This window comes from Rhodobacter sp. 24-YEA-8 (genome assembly GCF_900105075.1).
In the GTDB taxonomy this organism is placed as follows: domain Bacteria; phylum Pseudomonadota; class Alphaproteobacteria; order Rhodobacterales; family Rhodobacteraceae; genus Pseudogemmobacter.
Map to the genome: position 1 here is coordinate 187,789 of NZ_FNSK01000006.1, position 22,673 is coordinate 210,461.

Below are 22,673 nucleotides of genomic sequence, written 5' to 3' on the forward strand. Positions count from 1 at the left end.
CGCTGGCCTCGATCCAGTCGGCGGCGCGCCGCCGCAGGATTTCGCCTCGCATCACCCGCGCGAAAGAGGCGACGCTGCCGATGCCCACTGCAATCGCCAGATTAACCGTGCCGAACCCCAGTACTGCGATGATCGCCAGCGCGATCATCAGCGTCGGCACCGACAGCAGCACATCGACCAGCTGCATGATCGCATCATCGGCCAGACCGCCATACCAGCCGGCCACCAGCCCGAGGGTCGAGCCGAGCAGCAGCCCGACCAGCACCGCAATGATCACCGCCTTGACGGTTTCCTGCGCGCCAAAGACGACACGGGCAAAGAGATCACGGCCGAAATTATCTGTGCCAAACAAATGGTCGCCGACAGGGGGCAACAGGCGGTCGAGTTCGCCGAACAGCGGGTCATTAACCGTGATCCGGCCGGGGACGAAGGCCGCCAGCAGCAGAAGGGCGGCAATCGCCCAGGACAGCTGCAGGAAGGGCCTGGTCAGCGCCCGGCGCGCCAGTCCGGTGGCCCTGGTCAGCCCGGGCCGTGCCAAGGAGGCGGGGCTGTCTTGCGAGGTGAAATCGTGATGGGTCATCTTATGCCTCTTGCCCGCGCCGCCGCCCCGAAGCCGCCAGATCGACGCGCGGATCAATCAGCGGATAGGCCAGATCCACCAGCAGGTTGATCAGAACAAAGACGCCGGCGGTGAACAGCACGACGGCCAAGACGACGGGGTGTCCTGATAGCTGACCGCCCGCATGATCACTGCGCCGATGCCAAGCCGTGAGAACACTGTCTCGAGCACCACTGTGCCGCCGATCAGCGTGCCCGCCGTCACGCCAAGCGCCGTGACAACCGGAAAGACTGAGCCGCGCAGCTCATGGATATAAAGCACGTAACGCCGGCTGCCACCCTTGGCGCGGGCCATGGCGATGAACGGCTCGTCCAGCGTGGAGCGCAGACTGGCAACCAAAAGCTGCACCGTGGTTGCCGCCGTCGGCACTGCCAGAACCAGCGCGGGCAGCACCAGGCTGCTTGCGCCCCGGTTGCCGCGCGGCGACAGCATCCGCGGCGGCCAGAATTCCGAACTCCAGCGGTGCAGTTCATAGGCCTTGCTGTTCACCACATTGGCGAAATCCGCACCGGTTCGCGGACGCAGGGTGATCTGGATGCCGATCTGGGCCAGCTGCTGCTGCACCGCCTCGGTGGTCACCAGATTGTAGGCATTCTCGCGGAAAGTCAGCTCGATCTCGAGTGACTTGCCGTCCTTCTCACGGATCTTGGCACCTTCTGGCAGGGTCCAGCCAGCGGCATCGAGGATCTCACGCGCCTTCGCCTGATCCTGCACCAGAAGATCGCCCAGATCGTTGTAAATCGGCGAGCCCGAGGCCACGAGATTGCGCGCCGGAACACCGATCCCGTCGAAAGCGTAATCGATGACCTTCTGCCGGTCGATACCCAGCTGGATCGCCCGGCGCACCGCCGGATCGACCAGATTGCCACGCGTCGTATTGGCAAAGAAGCCGACGCTCAGGGCATTCACCGTATCTGTATGGACCGTGAAACCTTCCCGATTGAATGACGGCACATCCTTGGTCGAGGCCTGGAAGATCAGATCCACCTGACCCGAGCGCAAGGCACCGCTGCGCACCGTGCCTTCGGGAATGACCGTCCATTCGATTGTCTCGACATGGTCCAGGCCTTTGGGAGCCCAGTTGTAACCCTCGCGGCGCTTGAAAGTGACTGTGCTGTTAAAGTTGACCGCGCCATCCTGGACGAAGGGGCCGGAGCCTATGATCCCATCGACGCAGCGCTGTTCGGCAGTTTTCTGCAGCGTCTGCGGGGCCACGATACCAGGTATGCCGCTCCAGCTGCGGAACAGGAAATCGGCACGCGGGTGGTCGAAGGTGATCACCACTGTTCTTGCATCGGAGGCCACCGCCTGCGCGATCAGCTTCTCTTCATTGCTGAATGTGACATCGTCACGCAGGGTGAAGTTGAAGACCTGCGCCGCCTCATCCACCGTCCAGGCGGTGGCAAGCCAGGGCTCTGGCGCACCGCCACTGGCCACCGAGGCAAAGGTCAGCGTGTCGATCAGCTGCCGCCCCGGCCCGAGCCCGAAGCCGTAGCCATAGATGTCTTGCTGCGGATCGACGCATTCGGGCAGGAGTGCAATCGCTGCGCGCAAGGTGCCGCCTGCCTGAGGTGTTTCCGCATACAGCAGCGCGGGTGATACGGGGGCCGTAGCCGCCACAAAGGCAAGCACGGCCGACCCGCCGGAACGGCGGGGACTGCGAGAAGTTTCAGCCTGTAGCTTCGGCCTCGACGATGGCACGCGCCCGGTCGAGCGGGCCATGTGCGACCCAATCGGCGACCTCGAAATCATTGGAGATGATCCCGAATCGCAGCAACAGATCCTTCTGGCGCGACAGCCGTTCGATCAGGTCCGGCGCAAGCGATGCTTCCAGCGTCTCGGCGATCTGCGGGTTGAAGGCCAGCGGCACGGTCTCTTCGGGCATGCCGGTGTCACGACCGATCCTGCGGCGGGCCTCACCTGGGTTTGCCTTTGCCCAGCGGGCGGTGCGGATCACCTGTGCCACATAGTCGTCGACCAGATCGGGATGGTCGCGCAGCAACTCGCCTCGTACCGTCAGCACCATTGGATTCGAGCCCTGCACCCGGTCGCTTGCGGGCAGGCTCTCCCGCAGGTCGAACAATGTGCGGGTACCGAGGAGCCAATGCGCCTCTATATCCCAGGCCGAAATATGGATCGCGTCGACCTCGCCCGCCAGCAGGGCGCGGAATTTCTGCCCCTTGGCCCGCAGTTGCTTGGCCACATCGAAGGAGGACCCGCTAAGCGAACTGGCCAGCGGTTCGGTGATCGGCACCTCTACGATTTCCACCTCGGAAAGCGCGGCCCCGATGCTGCGCAGCGCCTGATGGAAAGCCCCAAGATCATCCGCCTTCACATAGTCGATCTTGTCATTAGGACGGGTGGCAATGCCGATGCGGCGCCCCGCCAGCCCGGCCAGATCGCGGATATCAGAATTCGGACCAACAGCGATCTGGTCAACCCGCTCGACCGGCAGGATGCCCAGTACCCGGACATCCTCGCCCTCAGAGCGCGCCCACATCAGGGGCACATTGCCGCCCTCACGGAAGCCGTTGCGCTGGCTGTGGTTGTAATTCGTTTCGCGCACTGCCCTGTCGGCATGGGTGCGGATGTTGTTCAGCTTCACCGGCCGGTCGGCAAAGGCAGCAGCGAAATCGCCGCGCCCGAGGCCAATGCTGTACCCTGCAGGCACCGGGCAGACCGTGTACCAGATATCGACCTGGTGCGTGGATTGCTGGTCTTTCGGCATGACACGCTCGTGCCCGTGACGCGCAAAAGTCGATGCGTGAAAGGTGGTAAATTTATATTAATTATCTTTGTAGACATATAAGACGATATGGAAGGGAACCTGCATCCAAATTCACATCCCTGCAGAACGGTTTCTTCGCTCTTCCCGCCCGTCACCGATATACAAGACGCAATGTACACAGGAGATATCGGAACCGGGAGGTACGTTTCAGCCTGAACGGCAGAAGGGGCCCGGAGCACAGCGCAGCCCTGAGTCTTTCGCTGTGCGGACAAGTAAAAGCTGGACCATATACGCCGGGCAGCCGCCGTTCAGTGGCAAAGCTGGATCTGCCCCCCGGCGCAGCCTGCGCGCCGAAAGCGATCCCCGCGCTGAGCACCACGGACGGTTCGATCCGCGCCCCCGCCGCCACCGATGATCGCCACGCTGTTCATCGCCGCGCCTCCACCGCAGCGTGGCCGGGCGCGGGGGTTACCCCGCCAGAAGCGCCGAGATGCCGTAGCCCTCGTCCTCAGTTTCGGGAATCTTGCCATCCGCCACGTCGCGCAGCTGCGCCAGGCTGCGGGTGTCGAGTACCGAAACGATGGCCTCGCGCACCTCCAGCATCAGAAGCCGCACCGCGCAGCGGTTCTCGTCCGCGCAATCCTGACAGGGTGCATAGCCGGTGCGGCGCGCACAGGGGATCGGTGCCAGCGGGCCATCGAGCGCGCGGATGAGGTGGCCGACCATGATATCCTCGGCCGGCCGGATCAGGGCATAGCCGCCGTGACGGCCCTTGCGCGTCATCACGAATCCGGCCACCCGCATATCCGCCAGAATGGCATCCAGAAACTTCTTGGAAATGCCGCAGGTCTCGGAAATGTCGGATGACTGGGCCACCTCGCCCGGCGCGATACCGGCAAGATGAATCGCGGCCTTGAGGCCGTATTTGCCCTTCATCGTCAACATATCTCGGTCCTTCCCGGCGCCTGGTCACCTGAACTCCAGTATATATGTAGATATTAAAGACGAACAATGACCGTCGGTGCCGTCACCCGGGCGGGTGCCGGCTTGCGGCCGGATCAGTAAGGTTGGCCCCCCCGTCGACATAAAGCCGGGTGCCATTCACAAAGGCCGCCTCGCCCGACAGCAGATAGGCTACGGCGTCCGCCACATCGCGCGGCCTTCCGGGACCGGGCAACGCCGTGCGCCGACTGCGCGTCAGTTCCTCGGTGACACTGCTCAGGCTGTTCAGCCGGGGCGATTCAATCGGGCCGGGATCGACCGCATTGCTACGCAACCCCTGCGGCCCGTAGCGACGGCCAAGCCCCTGCACCAGCAGGTCGAGCGCGGCATTGACGCTGGCACCGGGGAAATGGTTGGGCGGCGGCTCGATCCCGCCACGGCCGCTGATCAGCACAATGGCCCCGACTGCTGCGCAAGGAGCGCAGGCAGGGCCGCCCGAACGGGCCGCACCGAGCCAAGCAGCTTGGCCTGGATCACCGTCAGCCAGTCGTCATCGCTCAGGTCGATGAACTCGCCGAAGGTCGATACATTGGTGCTGGTGACCACAGCATCGATGCGGCCATGCCGCGCGAACAGCGTATCGAAACCCCTGCGGACATCCCCGTCATCGGTGACATCGACCGGCAGCCTGTCCACCGAGAGGCCGGGAAATTCCGACTTCTCGATGCTGCGTGCCGAGGCCACCACCGTCGCTCCGCGCTGCGCGAGCAGCGTCGCAGTCGCATGGCCAAGCGCCCCGGATGCCCCGGTCACCCAGATCACCTTGCCCTCAAAATCGCGCCTCGTCGTCACATCCGACATTGCCGGTACCTTTCGTCGGTTTTTGGGACCCTGGCCGGTCCTAGAAGAACGCCGCCGAGGGCAGCGGCGTATTGTTGAGGATCAGATCGCCCAGAGCCCGCGCCTTATAGGCCACCGGGTTGTGCGACGAGATCGTGCGGATGTTGCGCCAATGCCGGTCAAGCCGGGCGCGCTGCGTCGCAGCCGAAGCCCCACCCACATCGAAAAGCCGGGTAGCGGCCTCAAGCGCCAGCCCGTCCACCACCACCTTGGCCTTGGCGGCGCGCAACGAGGCCTCGCGGAACAGGCCCGCCTCGGCGCTGGCCTGGGCTTCCGCCAGAGCCTCTGCCGCGCGCAGCACGCTGGCCTCGGCCACATAGGCCGTACTGGCCAGTCTGCCGATAATTTCCTGCAGCAGCGGATCCTCGGCAGGCCGGGCGGCCACGGCATGGTAATAGTTGCGCCCCCGGCCCAGCACCAGTTCCGCCGCATCGCGCACCACTGCGCGCAGGATGCCGGCGATGATTGCCGAAAGGTAAAGCTGCGGGAAGGTCGCCTCGACGGGCGCACGCCGGTCCTCACCCTCAAGGAAAACAACATCCTGCGCCGCGATCCGCACATTGGTGAAGACCGTGGTGCCGCTGGCGGTCTGCCGCTGACCGATGCCATCCCAATCCTCGGCAATCACCACACCCGGGTCGCGCACAGGCACCAAAGCAGTGGCGAACTGCCCGTCGAGGGTCACCGCACTGACCAGAATATGGTCGGTATAGAGATTGCCGGTGCTGTAGTATTTCTCACCGTTCAGCACAAAACCGTCCCCTTCCGGGGTGAGAGTGGTGTTGAACGAGGGGCCGCCGATGCCATGGACGCCCAGCTCACTCGCCCCGGTGCCAAGCAGATCGCCGCGCTCAACCAGCTCCAGCCAGCGGCGGTATCGGACTGTATTTTGAGCGCAGCAACCGGTCGGCGTTGAAGAAATGGTTGCGCAGGATATGGGCGATGTTCGAGTCCGCTTCGGCCAGATCGATCACGAATTCGAACAACTGCGGCAGGCTGGCAGCTGCACCCACCGGCTGCGGCAAACGAAAGGTGCCGATGCGCGGCTGGCGCAGAAGGTCGATCGCCTGGCGGGGCGAAGTCTCGCCCCGGTCCCGCGCCTCGGCCCCAGCGGCGACGGCGGCGACGGCGGCGACCAGCGCGCGCAGCTCCGGCGATCCCGGCAAGGGCACGCCGGCCTGCAGCGGCTTGCATTCAAAGGTCATTTCTGCCTGTCCCGTCCCTGCATGCCGGGACTGTTGATCGTTGCGGACGAAATCGGTAGCGCACCAGTCGCGCCGGGGCAGGCCCGCATACCCGACAGGCGCCCGGCCCTACCCCGGCCCGGGATCCGACGCGACCCCGGCTGCAGCCCGCCCGCCGCCAAAGTACAGTAGAAGACAGAAAGACGCCCATGACGGAATATCGGCAGCTTGGCAGGACGGACCTGCGCATCTCTTCCCTCATGACATGGCGGTGGTCGAACGGATCAGCCACCGCGTCGCGGTGATGTATCTGGGCGAAATCGTCGAGATCGGACCGCGGGCCGAGATCTTCGCCAATCCGCAGCATCCCTATACCCGCAGGCTTCTGGAAGCCGTGGCGATCCCTGATCCGGCCCGCCGCAGCCTGCGCCGACCTGTGCTTTCGGGCGAGCCGCGCAGCCCGGTCTTCCCGCCTGGCCACCGCCCGATTGCAGCGCGCTGGCGCGAGGTCTCTCCCGGGCATCGCGTGCAAATCCATGACGGGCAAAACAGCGATCCGGGGCAGAGCGCCGCATCGGAAAACCAGGGGGCAGCATGACGGCAGCACAGAATTTCAACACCCGGCCGCGCTGGAGCGAGCCGGCCTTCACTTCTCTGCTGGCACGGATCGCCGAAGAAGCGCCCGCCCGCGACCGGGACCGCGACCTGCCGCATGAGCCGGTTCTGGCGCTGCGGCGCGCGGGCTTTGGCCTGTTGCGCCTGCCGGTCAGCGCCGGGGGCCTCGGGCTTTCACTGCGCGAGACCCTGTCGCGCGTGATCCGGCTGGCCGAGGCCGATGCCAATATCGCGCATATCTTCCGCACCCATTATGTCTTTGTCGAAACCTATGCCCGCAGCCCGATCGGGCCGGCGGAGACCCGGCTGCGCGATGCGATCCTTGGTGGCGCGCTGGTGGGTTTTGGCTCTGGCGAGCTGGGAATGGTGGTCAGAACGCGGGATTTCGCGACCACCGCGACGCCCGATGGCAGCGGCTTCCGGCTCAGCGGTCAGAAGTTCTACTCAACCGGCACGCTTTATGCCGATCTGGTCATGGTGCGGCTGCGCACCGCCGATGGCGATGAAGGCGTGGCGGTGTTGCCCACAGACCGGCCCGGCATCCGGCGCATCGATGACTGGGACGGGATGGGTCAGCGTCTGACCGGCAGCGGCACCACCTTGCTCGACAATGTCCGGGTCGAGGCGGATGAGATCCTGTTGCACAAGACCCGCCCCGAGGCGGCGCAAGCCTATCCCACGACCATCGCGCAGCTTTATCTGACGGCAGCGGTGGCCGGTATCCTCGCCGCCATCGCGGCGGATGCCGCCCGCTTGCTGGTGACACGCGGGCGCAGCTTCACCCATGCCTCGGCCGACCTGCCGCGCGAGGATCCGCTGCTGCTGGCCAGCCTCGGCCAATTGTCGGCGCTGGCCTTCTCGGCCGAGGCGACAGTGCTGGCCGCTGCCGATGCACTGGATAGCGCCACCGACAGCACGGATGAGGCGGGCCTGCGAGACCGTGCACTTGCCCATGCGGCGGCACTGGCGGCCGCGCAGGCCAAGATTGTCGTGGACGAGGACGCCGCCCGTGCCGGATCACTGATCTTCGAGGTGGGCGGTGCATCCGCCACGCGCGAAGGGGTGAACCTTGGCCGCCACTGGCGCAACGCCCGCACATTGGCCACCCATAACCCCGGCCTCTACAAGGCGCGCGCCATCGGCAGCCATCTGATCGATGGCACGCCGCTGCCGGAAAACGGATTCTTCTGAACCGACAGGGGGCGACACTCCCTGTCGCACCGGCTTGCTTCAGCCCAGGCCGCCGTCTGACCCGCCAGCCGCCCGAACAGCAGGCTTCGGCCCAGACCATGCCGGGAAAGCCACCCTGGCTTTCACCCGCGCAGTAAAGCCCCGGGATCGGCTGCTGGTCGAGGCCGATCACCCGTCCCCTGGTATCGGTGCGCAACCCTGACAGGCTGTCATGGATGATCGGTGTCGCCCAGGCGGTATGGAACGGCCCGCGCGCGATGGCATGGCGCAGGTCGGGGCGGTGGAAATCCGCGTCCTGGCCGGCTGCGACAAAGCCATTGTAATGCGCCACTGTCGCAGCGAGCCGCGCCCCGTGGACTGGCCACCGGTCGCGCGGGGTCGTTCGATTGTGGCTGGTGTCGTCGGCGGTCTGCTCGGGCGTCCCCAAGATTTGGCGCGCCGCCCGGCCCGGGCCCGCGCGAGGGTCGGGCACAGGAAGCCAGCAACTGTCTGCACGATGACCCGACGACCGTCTGTGCTACGCGGCACAAGCACGCACTCCCAACGCCATGGATATAGCCTGTCGCGCTGAATTTTCGGCAACAATGGCGTCGAACGCCGGGTTATAGGCCCTGGTGACATCGCGCTGGTGTTTCAGCGTGCCGTTCTTGACCGCAAGATCGACGATACGCTGTTTCTTGGCGATGAACGCGGGATTGCCGACCGGATAGAGCCGCATCACCGCATAATTGGCATAATTGATCGCCGCGACCCGGGGCCTCTGCTTGTTCATTGTCTGCTGGATCTGCAGATAGGCTGCCTCATGCGCGGGCACCCATTCGGCGTGGAACTTCTTCAGCCGGGCATAGAAATCCTGCAGGGCCGCCAGCTTGCCCGGATCGGCCAGCACATCCGGGCGCGAGATGAAACCATGTCCCCCCGGCACGCCCAGATCGGTGTAGCTGGCGATCAGCTTGACCTCCCCGCTGTCGACCAGATCCTGGACGAAATTCGCGCCGGTCACCGCAACCTCGACATTGCCGTCCTTGAAAGCCTGAGCCACCAGTGGATTGCTTTCAAACAGGATCGGCTGGACCTCGGCCTCAGTTACCCCGGCCCCGGCCAGCGCCGAAACATAGGCGGAATAGATATTGCCGCCGAAATTGTAACCCACGGTATGGCCTTTCAGATCGGCGAGCGAGGTCACCCCCGACGAAGTCCAGGCATAGACCCCGTTGGGAAAGGGTTGTTGGTCGCTGGTCGCACCGGCGATGTTGTAGATCGCCGGGACCGCGCCCTCGGCCGACCAGTCGGTATAGGCATTGGCCCATTCAAAGCCTGCGGTGTTGTCGCCGACATGACCCACGTCGAGATTATGGGCATAAAGGGCGGCGATCTGTGCTTGCGGCCCCGAGATAATCGGGATGTCCAGCTTGTAGTCGATGTCGTCGAACAGGCCGGATTCCTTCAGAAGATAGGGATATTCCGGGGTCTGGTAGCCGTGGATGATGCTGACGGCGGCATCTGCATTCTTCGGATTGTCGAAGCTGACCTGCGCCGTCAGATCGGTCTTCAGCCCCTCGGCAAGGCCTGCGGTCGCAAACAGCGCCGAAGCCAGAAAGGTTGCCGAAAGGGCAGAGACGCGCAGGGGGCGGGGAACAAGAGGAAGGGTCATCGGAAGAATGGCTCCGTTGCTGTTTGGTTCAAAAGGGGAAAGCGAGTTACCGCGGCTCAGGGCGGTACCACCTCGAACGTCTCGGACCGGACACCAAGCTGTTCCAGAAGCCGCCTGCGCAGGGCGAGAAAGCGCGGGTCATGCTTGCCGCGCGGCTTTTCAATATCGATCTGCAGGTCGAGCCCAACCTTGCCATCCGCCAGCACCAGCACCCTGTCTGACAGAAGGATCGCCTCGTCCACATCATGGGTGACCAGAAGCACGGCGGGCCGATGTCGGTTGACCAGCCGCACCACCAGATCATGCATGCGGATCCGGGTCAGCGCGTCCAGCGCCGCGAAAGGCTCGTCCAGCAGCAAAAGCCCCGGCTCGGAAACCAGCGCGCGGGCCAGTGCCACACGCTGTGCCTCGCCACCCGACAGGGTAACGGCCAGGCCCCGGCATGGCTTGCCAGCCCGACTTCGGCCAGGGCCGCAATGGCCTTCTCGCGGGCCGCGCGCATCGCAGGTGCGCCGATGACCACATTGCGCCAGACCCAGCGGCTGGGGACGAGGCGTGGTTCCTAGAACACCACCGAGCGGGCCCTGGGTACGGTCACACGGCCGCTGGTCGCCTTGTCGAGCCCGGCAAGAATGCGCAGCAGCGTGGTCTTGCCTGTGCCCGATGGCCCGAGCAGGGCCACGAAATCCCCCCGGCGCAGGTGCAGATCGACGCCGTCGAGCACGGTGCGCCCGCCAAAGACCCGGCGGATATCGCGCGCAGCGACCACCGCCCCGTTCACGCTCCCGTCGGAGACAAAGGCCTCGATATCGTCAGAGCTGGACATGCGGCCTCCAGGGCAGGGCGATCGTTTCGATGAGCCGCATCACGATGTCGACGACCACCCCGAACAATGCGTAGACAATGATGCCCGCGATCACGATGTCGGTGCGCTGGTTCAGGTTCGCGACCATCAGAATGCTGCCGATCCCGTCGCGGGCGTTGATCTGTTCGGCCAGCACCAGCGCCAGCAGCGAAACCCCGAGCGCGTAGCGCAACCCTGTCAGGATCTGCGGCATGGCCGTGGGCAGAATGACCCTCAGCGTCAGCCTCAGGCCGCTGAGGCCGAAGGTCCGCGCCGCCTCGATCAGCCTGGCATCAACGCCGCGCACCCCGTGATAGGTGTTCAGATAGACCGGAAAGATGGTCGAAGCGGCGATCAGGATGATCTTGGGCTGTTCATAAATGCCGAACCAGCTGACCAGCAGCGGCATCACCGCGATGAAGGGAATGGTGCGCAAAATCTGCAAAGGAGCATCGAAGATCTCTTCGCCAAGCCGCCACAGCCCGGCCCAATGACCAATGACCAATGACCAATGACCAATGACCAATGACCAATGACCAGCCCAAGCGTGGCGCCGATCAGCAATCCAGTGCCCGATCGTTGCAAAGAGACCGGCAGCGCCCGTTGCAGATCGCCATTGCGGATCAGCTCAACGAAGGCGGTGGCCACTGTGGCCGGCGAGGGGAGTGTGCGCGCGCTGACCCAGCCGGTGGTGCTCGCGAATTGCCAAAGCGCAACCATGGCCAACGGAACCGCAATCCGCAGAAACCTGCCGCGCCAGAGGGCGAGCTGTTGGCCCAAGCGTTCGCCCGTATTTGCGTGAGGGGTAAGGTCTTCGAGCAAGGTGGCGCCCTGTCCGAGAAGGTTATGGCGCGAAACCTCCTCAGCCCGCCCGCCAGAATGGATGTCCGAGGCGGTCACGACAGACCCTTGCGTTCAGATCAGCCGTGGGCCGCCTGCCCCTCGCGCGTGATCGTGAGGCCGAAGCCTGGTCGCATGGGCGCAGCGGTGCTGCATATTCGCAGCCCTGTATCCTGCCCCGGACCAATCCCTGCAATCAGGTGATCGCGCAGGGCATCGGAGGGTGTCCACGAAGAGACAGCGAAAATGGCATCTTGCGATCCGGAACATGGGAAGGTTGGTTCCGGCGGAGGCTAGGCCCAAAACACAGATTTATCTATTTTGTATATAGACATTAATTGAAAAGATTATTCCCATCGCCCCTGACGCCGAGGGATTGCGCTTATCAAACAATGCGGATCCCCCCGCCTGTGGCGCAAAACGTGCAGCGGCCGCACTGGACGGCAGTTTGGCACGATCCGCGTATCGCGGGCCCGGTCCTGGAACCCATCATAGTCCGGCCGGGGCAGGCGACGCGGCGCACAGCAAGACCTGCGCAGATCAAGCCGGACATTCAAAAGGTAAGGCCGCGTTAACCGGCAATCAAAACGCTCGCGGCTCAGGCCCGCCACTGTCTTCCGGATATCAATAAATTATTATATTTCAATATGATCACTGTTATGCCCGCACAGAAGTCATAAGCGGCAATGAGGGTGAGTTTCAGGACAGCTTCACTGCAGTTGAATGGCGGCAGGTGAAAGAAATTCGGCGGATTATTTCATAAAATATGCAATAATCCGCCGCTATCTGTTGTTTGTAAATATATCCAATAAGGTTTCATTATCGGACTTATGTACATTTCCCATGAAACCCTGAAGAACAACGGCATAGCAAAGCCCCGACCGGAGCTGTTCCAGCGGATTTGCGCTTTCAGGCTAACCGGCTGCCCCAGAACCGCCGGGACGCCAGGGCCTTCTCCCGGCTTTGGATGTGGCTGCGCGTGATCCGGACAATCCACTCCGGTAACGTTATTGCGCCGGATCATTGTAGGATTCGCATTCCACCTCAGGCCGCGACAAGAATCGTCCGGGGGTTTTCCGGAACACGCCCTGGGTGGAAAACGGCCTGCCTTGCGTTACCGGGCCTGCGGGGCTCACTCAGGGAGCGAGAGGTCAGAACAGAGCCCCTTCCCCCCATCCTGTGCATAACTAAATATTTTAAAAACAATGCATTGAGTAAATTTACTCAACAGTCCCCTGAGGAAGAAAGCAAAATCTGGTAGGATTGGTCACGATCAACGCAAAATGCCCATGAACGATTTTTCTTGAGAACTGAGGACCGCGCAGGCATACGTGTAACGACAAAAGTAAGAAATGATCGCAAACTGCGTTTCTGAGGCAGGATAAAGCACCGGCTTCACCGAGTAACGCAAACCTGCGACAGATCACGAGCGGACCATGACCCTACCTGTTCTTCACGACAAACTGAAGGCAGATGCCCACCGCCTTTCCGAGGCCCTGGAGCGTATGTCGAAGCTGTTCCTGGCGCCAAAAGAGGAAAAAGCCCTCCGCAGCTTTACCTCTTCAGAGGTCGCAGAGCTTTTGCGGGTCAGCGATGGCTATCTGCGCAAGGCCCATTTCGACGGCAAGATCCCCGAGGTCGAGCAGGGTCTGAGCGGGAAGCGCCAGTATACGGCCGCCTCGATCATCGATATCCGCCGCATTCTGGCCCAGACCGCCAAAGACCCGTTTCAGTTCCTGCCCGGTCGCCGCCAGGGCGACAAGCTGCAGATCTGGTCCACCGTGAACTTCAAGGGCGGGTCATCGAAAACCACGACGACCGTCACCCTTGCCATGCGGCTTGCGCTCCGCGGCTATCGGGTGCTGGTGGTGGATGCCGATCCACAGGCCTCGCTGACGACATTCTTCGGCTATCAGCCAGAAATCGACTTCCGCCAGGGCGGCACGCTTTATGATGCGATCCGCTACAATGATGGCGATATAACGCGTGCGTCGATCACCACTGTCTTGCGAAGCACCTATTTCCCGGGGCTGGATCTGGTTCCGGCCGGGATCCTGCTCTCCGAGTTCGAAACCGAGACGCCAACGGCGCTCAGCCGGGGCGAACAGCCTGTCTTCTTCAACCGTATCCGGGATGCTCTGCGGCAGGTCGAAGATGATTACGACATCGTTCTGATCGACTGCCCGCCGCAGCTCGGATACCTGACAATGTCAGCGGTTTGCGCCTCCACCTCTCTCCTGATGACGATCACCCCCGAGCGGGTGGACCTGGCTTCGGCCAGCCAGTTCCTCATGATGGCCTCCGGTGTCATGGAGGTGCTGCACACCAACGGCGCCGCCGGCGCCTTTGACAATTTCGCCTATCTGCTTACCCGGTTCGACACTTCGATCAGCACCCAACAGGATCTTGCAGAGTGGATACGCGAACTCCTCGGGACAAGCGTGATACCGACCCCCTTCGTAAAGTCATCGGCCGTCAGCGAGGCGGGATTGTCGCAGCGCACTATCTTTGAGGTCGATCTGTCTTCGGTCAAAAACCGTAAGACCTTCGAACGGGCGCTGGATTCTGCGACCGGGTTTTCCAACGATATCGAGAAACTCATTCAGGCGGCCTGGGGCCGGGAGGTGTCCGATGCGAAATAACATCCTGGCTCAAAGCCTCCGGAAAAGTCTTGAAGGCAGCGATAAGACAGCAGAGGTCGCAGCGCCCTCCCCTGCCCCCAATGCGGACGGCCCGAAATCCCTGAAATCGATGGCAGATGTGCTGTCGAGTGTTTCCGCGCAGGCCCCCCAGGATGTCGATCCCGCAGAGATCGCCAATTCCGAAATCGCAGACCGGTTCGACGTACAGGACGGGCTGAGCGATCTGGTCGAGTCAATTCGCTCCTCAGGCCAGCAACTTCCGGTCATGCTGCGCCATCGCCGGGGCGCGGGACCCAGATACGAAGTGGTCTATGGCCGGCGCAGGATTGCCGCCTGCCGTGCCCTAGGCATCAGGGTCACCGCCTATATCAGAGAGATGAGCCTCGATGAGGCCCTCATGTCCCAGGCGCTTGAAAACTCCGCAAGGCTCGAACGAAGCTTCATTGAACAGGCTGTTTTCGCCGCCAAGCTGGAGGAGGCAGGGTTCACCGCCGAGCGCATCTGCCAGGCGCTTGCCATCGATTCCAGCACCCTCAGCCGGTTGCGGACCGTCGTGCGCGACATCCCTGATCAGCTCATTCAGCGCATCGGAGCGGCCCAGGGCATCGGGCGCCGTCCCTGGATGGAGCTACGCGACCTGATCAAGGGCGCCAGCGACAAGGTCGTCAAAAAAGCGGTCAGCATCGTCCCGGAAAGCGGATCAGCGGCAGAACGGCTGGAAGCGGTCATCAGCGCCCTGTCTTCGGGCACAATCAATGACGAGCCCAAAGCCCAGCGGCCCCGCCCGGTGTCACAGCGGACCGTCATTGCGGGTTCTGTCAGCTGCCATCTTGCGACCGGAAATCTGGTTCTGCGCGCAGATCGAAAGCAGGATCGCGCCTTCCTCCGCTATGTAGAGGAGCAACTGGCCCAGCTTTATTCTGATTGGTCCAGCGCGCAGGCGGAAACAACTAACCCATTGATTTATAAAGATTGACCATGGTCAATCGGTGAAATCACCCCCTCAGGCAAACCACGAGAAAAGGAGCAGACTTCAGGCAAAAAGAAACCCCCCGAAAGCGGTGAGCTAACGAAGGGTCCCTGTAACTTCAGCACTTACTAGGTACCCCCAAAATCGAATCAGCGCAACACCGATTTCGGTGAACGGACCTTATTTGCCGTCTGAAATCGCATGAAGCACATCACATCCACGGCCCTTGCGGCCGGGGCACAGGAAACTTGTGCCAAATCCGCGGAGCATTCGCTTCCCGGGATGGGAACGATCACCCTGCAGCCGGCGTTCCGCCCGATCTCGCGGCGTGAGATCATGGCCGCGGTCAATACCTGCGGCCGCGATCTCGGCATTCGGCAAGGCGCAGTTGTTGTCCTGGACGCTCTGCTGAGCTGCCTGCCCTGCCAGGGCGCGGATGGGCGCGAGACTCTCGTGTCCCCTGCCACCCTCCTCACCATCTATGCCAGCAACGACACCCTGTGCTTTCGCGCCAGGGGGCTTACCGACCGTCAGCTGCGCCGGCATCTCGAAACACTGGAAACCGCCGGCCTGATCCGCCGCCGCGACAGCGCCAATGGCAAACGCTTCCCCGTGATGCAGCAGGGCAAACCGATCGGTGCCTTTGGGCTCGACCTCTCCCCCCTCTTCGCGCAATCCGACACATTGCTCGCGCTTGCCCGGCGGCGCCGCGAAGAAGCGGATGAGCTGCGCGGGCTGCGGGCGCAGATCCTCAGGCTCCGTGCGGCCTGCGCCGAACTGCATCTGGATGAGACGCTCACCGCCTTCCTCGACGGATTGCGCAACCTGGTGCGCCGCACAACGCTTACCCTTTGTGAGGCCCGCGCAGCGCTCGCCCGGCTGACCACGGTCTTTTCATCTGATAGCCCGCCTCAGTCAGCACAGGATCCTCAGGCAGGTCGGGATGAGACCCGCCTGCCCCCGGATGCCGGTCGCACGCACCCTGCCTGCCCCTCGGAAAATGCTGTCGACCACGACGGAGCTATGGCTGTAGAGGAGGCCCCTGCCCCTACCACACAAGACGCCCGCTTCGCCGCGCTGACCAATCAAACGCCCGCCTCTGACGGACAGATTGTCCGCCACATAGAGCATGAGTCAGATACAAAAAAAAGAAAACGGGAACCTGGACAGCTTGCCAGCTGGACAGCCTTGACCGAGGTCAGCACCTTTTACCCCGAACCAGCCACGTCCAGAGACGCCACCCGCATCGCCTTTGAATTCGGAAAGATTCTGAGAATAAGTCAGGACATTCTGGCAAGTGCTGCGAACCGGCTCGGGCTATGGGGGCTTCTGAAGCTCGAAGACCGCATGGCAAAACAGATCGGATCCATCCTCAACCCTGATGCCTATGTCAGGTCCGTCCTGCAGGCCTGAACCCCGCACCCGGATCAGATCGGACAGATAGACCACCCGAAAGGAATCAGATAGGTTCTTTGATTGTTCTCATGCGGGAACATTGCGAGGTGAAATCATGTGCAACCTTTACGCCCAGACCAAAAGCCAGGACGCGATGCGCCAGGTCTTTCGTCACGTGCTGGACGAAGACGAGGAGCTTATCGATACCACGGGCAATCTCGCGCAAGCTCCCGGTCTATTTCCCGACTATCCGGCACCGATCATTCGCCACGGTAATGGCCGCAACTGGACCCTGACCACGGCCCGATGGGGCATGCCGACCCCATCAGTCTATCTGACCGGCAAGCGCACGGATCCGGGCGTCACGAATATCCGCAATATCGGATCGCCCCATTGGCGCCGCTGGCTCGGAGCAGAACATCGCTGCCTCGTTCCCTTCACCAGCTTCTCCGAACCTGATGGCCGACCGGGAGCACCTCGCAACAGCCCGGTCTGGTTTGCCCTCGGCCAGGACCGGCCGCTCGCTTTCTTCGCCGGCATCCGTACCGAATGGACTTCGGTCAGGAAACTGAAAGAGGGCGAAGTGACCGCGGACCTTTTCGGTTTCCTGACCTGCGAGCCCAATGCCGAGGTTCGGCCCGTGCATCCCAAAGCCATGCCGGTAATCCTGACGCGCCCCGAGGACTGGCGCCGCTGGCTGACCGCGGACACGAATACGGCGCTGAAACTGCAGCGCCCGCTCCCCGACGGACAGCTTCAGATCGTGGCGGAGGGGCACCATGCAGACCCTGCGTAACCGGCTTACATATGAGAGCCATGCGGACCCGCTGCACCTTCTGAACAGCCGCGTTCATGAAGTCGAAGGGCGCGGCCGGATCGGCTTCGCTCTCTTTCAGGCCGCCCGGCTGGCGGGGCCAGTCTTCTGGATCATGCTTGCGCATGACCGGGACAGGCTGTTGCCGGGATCCCTGCCGGAAGGCGTTGCCGGGCGGCTGCATTTCATCGAGGCCCCGGGTGAGACGGATCTGCTCTGGGCCGTTGAAGAGGCTTTGCGGGCGCGGCCGGTGTCTCTGGTCATCGCGGCGCCGGAAAAGCCCATCACGCTGACCGCGGGCAGGCGGCTCCAGCTTGCCGCCGAGGCCGGGCACACCACGGGCCTCATGCTGATCCAGGAAGGCAAAGGCAGCAATGCCGCCGAGACGCGCTGGAAATGTGATCCGCTGCCTTCACCTCTGGACTCGACTCGCCATCGCTGGATCCTTAATAAGAACAAAAAGGGAACAACCGTATTCTGTGATGTGAGCTGGAATGGCGCGACGGCTGCTGTCCATCTGGTTCCCCAGGCTCGCGAGCGATGTCAGCCTGAGGATCCGCCCGCTTGACGGGCCTTTTGCGTTGACGCTCAGGGCGTCGAACGCGGAACATCTGCATTGTCTGAACAAGGCCGCCACGGCGGCAGGCCTCCATCCCGGCATGCCGCTCGCCGATGCGCGCGCGGTTTGCCCTGCGCTTTCCACCCGTCCGGCCGATCCGATCCGCGAGGGCAGGGCGCTTGAGGGCCTGCGACGGTGGGCGAGCCGTTACGGACCACATGCAGCGAAAGACGGAACGGATGGCCTGGTCGTCGATGTCTCGGGCGTGCCGCATCTTTTTGGCGGCGAGGCAGAGCTGCTTGCCGATCTCGAGGCGCGGTGTGAGCGGACAGGCGTTTGTGCAAAGAGCGCCATAGCGGAAACCCGTGGCGGAGCCTGGGCCCTTGCCCGCCATGGCGGCGGTGTGATCCCGGAAGGCGGGCTCCTGGCCCGGCTCGGGCCGATGCCGGTCAGCGCGCTTCGGATCGAACCTGCAGTTGCCGAAGCTCTGATCCGCCTTGGGCTGCACAGGATCGCTGATCTGACCACCGTTCCCCGGCCGCCCTTGGCGCGGCGGTTCGGCGCGGATCTTCTGCGCCGCCTTGATCAGGCACTCGGGGCACAGTCTGAGCCGGTGGCGGCCGGGGCGGAGGCCCCGCATTTCGGGGTGCGGATGACCCTGCCCGATCCGATCGGGCTGACGGCGGATGTCATGGGCGTGCTCGACCGGCTGCTCATCCGGCTTTGCGACAAGCTGGCATTGGCCCGGATGGGCGCGCGCGCGGTCCGGCTGGAGCTGCAGCGCGTGGACCGCTCGGCGGCGGTGGTCGATGTGGGGCTTGCCCGCGCAATGCGCGACCCGGCCCGGATCTCGGCTTTGTTCCTCAAAGGGGTCGATGAGGTCGATTCCGGTTTCGGGATCGACGGGTTGCGTCTCACCGCCACAATGACCGAGCCGCTGGCCCCCGAGCAGATCGGCAATACAGAAGCGCGGGCCGGGGATGAGCTCTCAGATCTGATCTCCCGGATCGGCAACCGGCTCGGGTTTGATGCCGTGCAGCGCTTCCTGCCCGCCAGCAGCCGCATTCCCGAGCGGAGTTTCGTGACCGTTCCGGCCGCCTCTGCGCCGCCGGTGCCGTTCCCGCAGGGGCGGCGCCCCCGCCGGCCCGTCACCCTCTTTCCGGCAGAACTCCTGACCCAGGTCTCGGGCAACCCGCCCGCGCGGTTCAGCTGGCGCAGGATGGGTTTCACCACATTGCGGGCCCATGGCCCGGAGCGGATCACGCCGGAATGGTGGTGCGACGACCCCGCCTGGCGTTCCGGCGTGCGGGATTACTGGCGGGTAGAAACCAGTGAGGGGCCACGGCTCTGGCTCTTCCGCACGCCGCAATCGGGATCACCGGACTGGTATGCCCAGGGAGTTTTCCTGTGACCGCTTATGCCGAACTTTGCGTGACCTCGAATTTCACCTTCCTGCGCGGGGCGTCTCACCCCGAGGAACTGGTGAAACGCGCGGCCGATCTTGGCCTCACGGCCATCGCCATCACCGACCGCAACTCGGTCGCGGGGGTGGTCCGGGCTTTTTCTGCTCTGAAGGAACTCGCGCGGGTTGCGCAGGAGGCGGGCCAAAGCCAGGCAGGGCAGGAGGCTTCTCTGCCCCGCCTGATCCCCGGAGCACGCCTCGTGCTGACCGACAGTCCTGTGGAATGGCTCGCGCTGCCAACCGATCTGGCCGCCTGGTCGCGGCTCACACGGCTGTTATCGCTCGGGAAAAGGCGCGCTGAAAAGGGCAGCTGCCATATTGGCCTGGCCGATCTCGAGGAATGGGGCAGGGGGATGATCCTGATTGCCCTGCCGCCCGATCCGCTGGAAGAGAGCGGCTTCGAGCGGGATCTGCTCCGGGTTTCCGCCCGCTTTTCCGGTCAGTGCTTCCTTGGTGCGGCCCCCGTCTATGACGGGCAGGATCAGGAAAGGCTTGATTGTCTGGCCGGGATTTCGCAGGCGACCGGCCTGCCCAAAGTCGCGGTCGGCGATGTGCTGATGCACCGATCAAGCCGGCGCCCTGTCGCTGATGTGCTGACCTGTATCCGCGAGGGCTGCACCATCGACAATATCGGTGACCGGCGCCTTGCCAATGGAGAACATCGCCTGAAATCCGGCGAGGAACTGTCCCGTATCTTCCAGCGCTATCCGGCGGCGCTGCGCCGCACGGTCGAAATTGCCGACCGCTGTACCTTCCGCATGGACCAGCTGCGCTACCGCTATCCTGATGAGACAAAAAACGGCGAGCCCGCCCAGGCCCGTCTTGAGCGGCTGACCCGCGAGGGGCTGGCCTGGCGCTATCCGGACGGCGCGCCCGAAAAAGTCATGTCCGGCATCGAAAAGGAGCTGCGCCTGATCGCCGAGGTGGAATATGCGCCCTATTTCCTGACGGTCTATGATATCGTCAGCTTTGCGCGTTCGAAGGGGATCCTTTGCCAGGGCCGGGGGTCTGCCGCCAATTCCGTGATCTGCTACCTGCTCGGCATCACCGAAGTGCCTCCCGAGAGCATCACCCTGATTTTTGAACGCTTCATTTCGAAAGAACGCGGCGAGCCGCCGGATATCGATGTCGATTTCGAACATGAGCGCCGCGAAGAGGTGATTCAGTGGATCTATAAGCGCTACACCCGCGAATGCGCCGGGCTGACCGCTGTGGTGATCCATTTCCGGGCCCGTGCCGCGATCCGTGAGGTCGGCAAGGTCATGGGGCTGAGCCAGGACGTGATCGCCCGGCTTTCCGGCCAGATCTGGGGCTGGTCGTCAGAAGCCCCCGGCGAGGACCGGCTGCGCGACGCGGGCCTCAGCCCCGAGGACAACCGCGTGGCTCTTGCGGTGAAGCTGATCGCCGAGATCATCGGCTTCCCCCGGCATCTCTCGCAGCATGTCGGGGGCTTCGTCATCACACAAGGAAGACTGGACGAACTCTGCCCGATCGAGAATGCCGCGATGGAAAACCGCACCGTCATCGAATGGGACAAGGATGATATCGACGCGCTCGGGCTGTTAAAGGTCGATGTGCTGGCGCTCGGGATGCTGACCGCTATCCGCAAGGCCTTCGGCCTGATCAGTCATCACCGGCAAGAGCAGCTGACGCTCGCGAATATCCCACCCGATGATCCTTCGGTCTATGACATGCTCTGCCGCGCGGATGCGATCGGGGTGTTCCAGGTCGAAAGCCGGGCGCAGCTGAATTTCCTCCCCCGGATGAAGCCGCAGAAATTCTATGACCTCGTCTGCGAGGTGGCCATCGTCCGGCCAGGCCCGATTCAGGGCGGCATGGTCCATCCCTTCATCAACCGCCGCCAGGGCCGTGAGAAGGTTGAAGATCTTTGCCCGGCCATGATGGAGGTGCTGGGCCGCACATATGGCGTGCCACTGTTTCAGGAACAGGCGATGCAGATTGCCGTTGTGGCGGCGGGTTTCACCCCGGCCGAGGCCGACAGGCTGCGCCGCTCGCTTGCCACCTTCAGACGAATGGGCACCATCGGCGGCTTCCGCGACCGTTTTATCAACGGCATGGTCGGGCGTGATTATGGCGCGGATTTCGCGGCCCGCTGCTTTGCCCAGATCGAGGGCTTCGGTTCTTACGGCTTCCCCGAAAGCCATGCGGCCAGCTTTGCGCGGCTGGTCTATATTTCGGCCTGGCTCAAGCGCCACCATCAGGCGATCTTCACCTGCGCGCTGCTGAATGCCCAGCCGATGGGATTCTACGCACCGGCCCAGCTGGTGCGCGATGCGCGCGACCACGGTGTCGAGGTGCGCCCCGTTTCGGTGAACGAGTCCATCTGGGAGTGCACCATCGAGCCCCGGGCCGATGGGTCGCACGCATTGCGGCTTGGATTTTGTCAGGTGAAGGGGATGCGCGAAGAGGATGCGGAATGGATCAAGGCCGCGCGTGGCAATGGCTATCCCGATGTCGAAAGCGTCTGGCGGCGTGCGGGGCTCAGGCCCGACGTGCTGGACCGGCTGGCAGAGGCCGATGGTTTCGCAGGACTTGGTCTCTCGCGGCGCGATGCCCTCTGGCAGACGAAAGCGCTGAAGGCGCCAAAGCCGCTGCCGCTGTTCGGCCCCGATGGGGAAGGCGGGCAGGAGCCGGTGGCGCATCTGCCCCGGATGACGCTCGGCCAGGAGGTGATCGAGGATTACCTGTCCCTGCGCCTCAGCCTGCGGGCGCATCCTCTGGAACTCCTGCGACCCAATCTGCCCGAAAGCCTGCCGGCGGCTTCGCTCCTGCACGCGACAGGCCGCATCCGGCTCACAGGGCTGGTCATCACCCGCCAGCGCCCGGGCACCGCCTCGGGCGTGGTCTTTCTTACCCTTGAGGACGAGACCGGCACTGCGAATGTCGTGGTCTGGAAGAAGATCTATGACACCTTCCGCCCCGCCGTGGTGGCAGGGCGGCTGTTGCGGGTGACGGGGCGGATCGAGCGCGACGGGCAGGTCACCCATCTGATCGCGGAAGCAATCGAGGACCTGTCAGCGCGGCTTTCAACCATCGGGCATCAGCTGCGGATCGGGGCTGAAACCGAGAGGGCAGGGGAGACCGTCAGACCGACGCGGACAGCGGGCAGGGCGCGGCACCCCAGAGAGCAGGCGAAGAAGCTGTTCCCGAGCCGGGATTTTCACTGAGGGACGTGGCTGATATTCGCCCCTTTTGAACCGGGGTTTCGCAGCCCATATCGCAAACCGGCCTGTAGTGCCTTTTGCACCAGGCTGTCTTCCGTCGATGCGGGCGGATCGGATATGGAACATGCG

Annotated in this window: 21 protein-coding genes and 2 pseudogenes; 9 read left to right on the plus strand and 14 right to left on the minus strand. The window is 63.5% G+C overall.

Annotated elements, in window-relative coordinates:
• Positions 1-55 precede the first annotated feature (55 nt).
• The 9 genes and pseudogenes from BLW25_RS23545 to BLW25_RS24830 all read right to left on the minus strand — a co-directional run.
• Positions 56-580 (minus strand): annotated as a pseudogene (locus BLW25_RS23545) (hypothetical protein); the annotation flags it as partial.
• Position 581: 1 nt separating this feature from the next.
• Positions 582-710 (minus strand): hypothetical protein, encoded by a 129-nt coding sequence (locus BLW25_RS25260; RefSeq protein ID WP_290438718.1) that lies wholly within the window; start codon positions 708-710, stop codon positions 582-584.
• On the minus strand, positions 671-2,173 hold the full coding sequence (locus tag BLW25_RS23550; protein ID WP_171909737.1) for an ABC transporter substrate-binding protein: 1,503 nt from the start codon (positions 2,171-2,173) through the stop codon (positions 671-673). Before BLW25_RS23550 ends, BLW25_RS25260 begins: the two co-directional genes overlap by 40 nt.
• Before the next feature lie 115 nt (positions 2,174-2,288).
• Positions 2,289-3,347, minus strand: coding sequence for an ABC transporter substrate-binding protein (locus BLW25_RS23555; protein WP_092904750.1), 1,059 nt, complete (start codon positions 3,345-3,347; stop codon positions 2,289-2,291).
• Positions 3,348-3,815: 468 nt separating this feature from the next.
• On the minus strand, positions 3,816-4,292 hold the full coding sequence (locus tag BLW25_RS23560) for an RrF2 family transcriptional regulator (RefSeq protein WP_092904752.1): 477 nt from the start codon (positions 4,290-4,292) through the stop codon (positions 3,816-3,818).
• A gap of 82 nt (positions 4,293-4,374) precedes the next feature.
• On the minus strand, positions 4,375-4,743 hold the full coding sequence (locus BLW25_RS24815) for an SDR family NAD(P)-dependent oxidoreductase (protein WP_216279511.1): 369 nt from the start codon (positions 4,741-4,743) through the stop codon (positions 4,375-4,377).
• Positions 4,737-5,150, minus strand: a complete 414-nt coding sequence (locus tag BLW25_RS24820; RefSeq protein ID WP_216279512.1) for an SDR family oxidoreductase — start codon at positions 5,148-5,150, stop codon at positions 4,737-4,739. The genes BLW25_RS24815 and BLW25_RS24820 overlap by 7 nt, the downstream gene beginning before the upstream one ends.
• A 40-nt stretch (positions 5,151-5,190) precedes the next feature.
• Positions 5,191-6,156, minus strand: coding sequence for an acyl-CoA dehydrogenase family protein (locus BLW25_RS24825; RefSeq protein ID WP_366268885.1), 966 nt, complete (start codon positions 6,154-6,156; stop codon positions 5,191-5,193).
• A complete protein-coding gene (locus BLW25_RS24830) occupies positions 6,041-6,394 on the minus strand; it encodes a hypothetical protein (RefSeq protein ID WP_216279514.1) in 354 nt (117 codons plus the stop codon). Before BLW25_RS24830 ends, BLW25_RS24825 begins: the two co-directional genes overlap by 116 nt.
• 250 nt (positions 6,395-6,644) lie before the next feature.
• Here BLW25_RS24830 and BLW25_RS23575 point away from each other — a divergent pair, with 250 nt between their 5' ends.
• Together BLW25_RS23575 and BLW25_RS23580 are read left to right on the plus strand one after the other, a co-directional pair.
• Complete coding sequence (locus BLW25_RS23575) at positions 6,645-6,971, plus strand: ABC transporter ATP-binding protein (protein WP_394328457.1); 327 nt, start codon at positions 6,645-6,647, stop codon at positions 6,969-6,971.
• Positions 6,968-8,179, plus strand: coding sequence for an acyl-CoA dehydrogenase family protein (locus BLW25_RS23580; RefSeq protein ID WP_092904757.1), 1,212 nt, complete (start codon positions 6,968-6,970; stop codon positions 8,177-8,179). The genes BLW25_RS23575 and BLW25_RS23580 overlap by 4 nt, the downstream gene beginning before the upstream one ends.
• 109 nt (positions 8,180-8,288) lie before the next feature.
• Here the strand turns inward: BLW25_RS23580 and BLW25_RS25445 are convergent.
• The 5 genes and pseudogenes from BLW25_RS25445 to BLW25_RS23600 all read right to left on the minus strand — a co-directional run.
• A pseudogene (locus BLW25_RS25445) lies at positions 8,289-8,651 on the minus strand (FAD-binding protein); the annotation flags it as partial.
• A gap of 45 nt (positions 8,652-8,696) precedes the next feature.
• Positions 8,697-9,833 (minus strand): ABC transporter substrate-binding protein, encoded by a 1,137-nt coding sequence (locus tag BLW25_RS23590; protein ID WP_092904759.1) that lies wholly within the window; start codon positions 9,831-9,833, stop codon positions 8,697-8,699.
• Positions 9,834-9,889: 56 nt separating this feature from the next.
• On the minus strand, positions 9,890-10,231 hold the full coding sequence (locus BLW25_RS25160; RefSeq protein ID WP_253188634.1) for a hypothetical protein: 342 nt from the start codon (positions 10,229-10,231) through the stop codon (positions 9,890-9,892).
• Between the two features lie 164 nt (positions 10,232-10,395).
• Entirely contained in the window at positions 10,396-10,659 is a 264-nt protein-coding gene (locus tag BLW25_RS25165) for an ATP-binding cassette domain-containing protein (RefSeq protein WP_253188635.1), read from the minus strand.
• On the minus strand, positions 10,646-11,182 hold the full coding sequence (locus tag BLW25_RS23600; protein ID WP_216279515.1) for an ABC transporter permease subunit: 537 nt from the start codon (positions 11,180-11,182) through the stop codon (positions 10,646-10,648). Before BLW25_RS23600 ends, BLW25_RS25165 begins: the two co-directional genes overlap by 14 nt.
• A 1,771-nt stretch (positions 11,183-12,953) precedes the next feature.
• Between BLW25_RS23600 and repA the strand changes: the two genes are divergently transcribed.
• The 7 genes from repA (at position 12,954) to BLW25_RS23635 (ending at position 22,547) form a co-directional block, all read left to right on the plus strand.
• On the plus strand, positions 12,954-14,159 hold the full coding sequence (gene repA / locus BLW25_RS23605) for a plasmid partitioning protein RepA (RefSeq protein ID WP_092904761.1): 1,206 nt from the start codon (positions 12,954-12,956) through the stop codon (positions 14,157-14,159).
• Positions 14,160-14,268: 109 nt separating this feature from the next.
• Positions 14,269-15,135, plus strand: a complete 867-nt coding sequence (repB, locus tag BLW25_RS23610) for a plasmid partitioning protein RepB (protein ID WP_253188636.1) — start codon at positions 14,269-14,271, stop codon at positions 15,133-15,135.
• 276 nt (positions 15,136-15,411) lie between these two features.
• Complete coding sequence (locus tag BLW25_RS23615; RefSeq protein ID WP_290438719.1) at positions 15,412-16,542, plus strand: helix-turn-helix domain-containing protein; 1,131 nt, start codon at positions 15,412-15,414, stop codon at positions 16,540-16,542.
• A 97-nt stretch (positions 16,543-16,639) separates the two neighbouring features.
• The gene (locus tag BLW25_RS23620; RefSeq protein WP_092904767.1) at positions 16,640-17,320 is read left to right on the plus strand and encodes an SOS response-associated peptidase; all 681 of its coding nucleotides are present in this window, start codon (positions 16,640-16,642) and stop codon (positions 17,318-17,320) included.
• On the plus strand, positions 17,304-17,906 hold the full coding sequence (locus BLW25_RS23625; RefSeq protein ID WP_249497209.1) for an ImuA family protein: 603 nt from the start codon (positions 17,304-17,306) through the stop codon (positions 17,904-17,906). Before BLW25_RS23620 ends, BLW25_RS23625 begins: the two co-directional genes overlap by 17 nt.
• On the plus strand, positions 17,833-19,308 hold the full coding sequence (locus tag BLW25_RS23630; protein ID WP_092904769.1) for a Y-family DNA polymerase: 1,476 nt from the start codon (positions 17,833-17,835) through the stop codon (positions 19,306-19,308). The genes BLW25_RS23625 and BLW25_RS23630 overlap by 74 nt, the downstream gene beginning before the upstream one ends.
• Complete coding sequence (locus BLW25_RS23635; protein ID WP_092904771.1) at positions 19,305-22,547, plus strand: error-prone DNA polymerase; 3,243 nt, start codon at positions 19,305-19,307, stop codon at positions 22,545-22,547. Before BLW25_RS23630 ends, BLW25_RS23635 begins: the two co-directional genes overlap by 4 nt.
• The last annotated feature ends 126 nt before the right edge of the window (positions 22,548-22,673 follow it).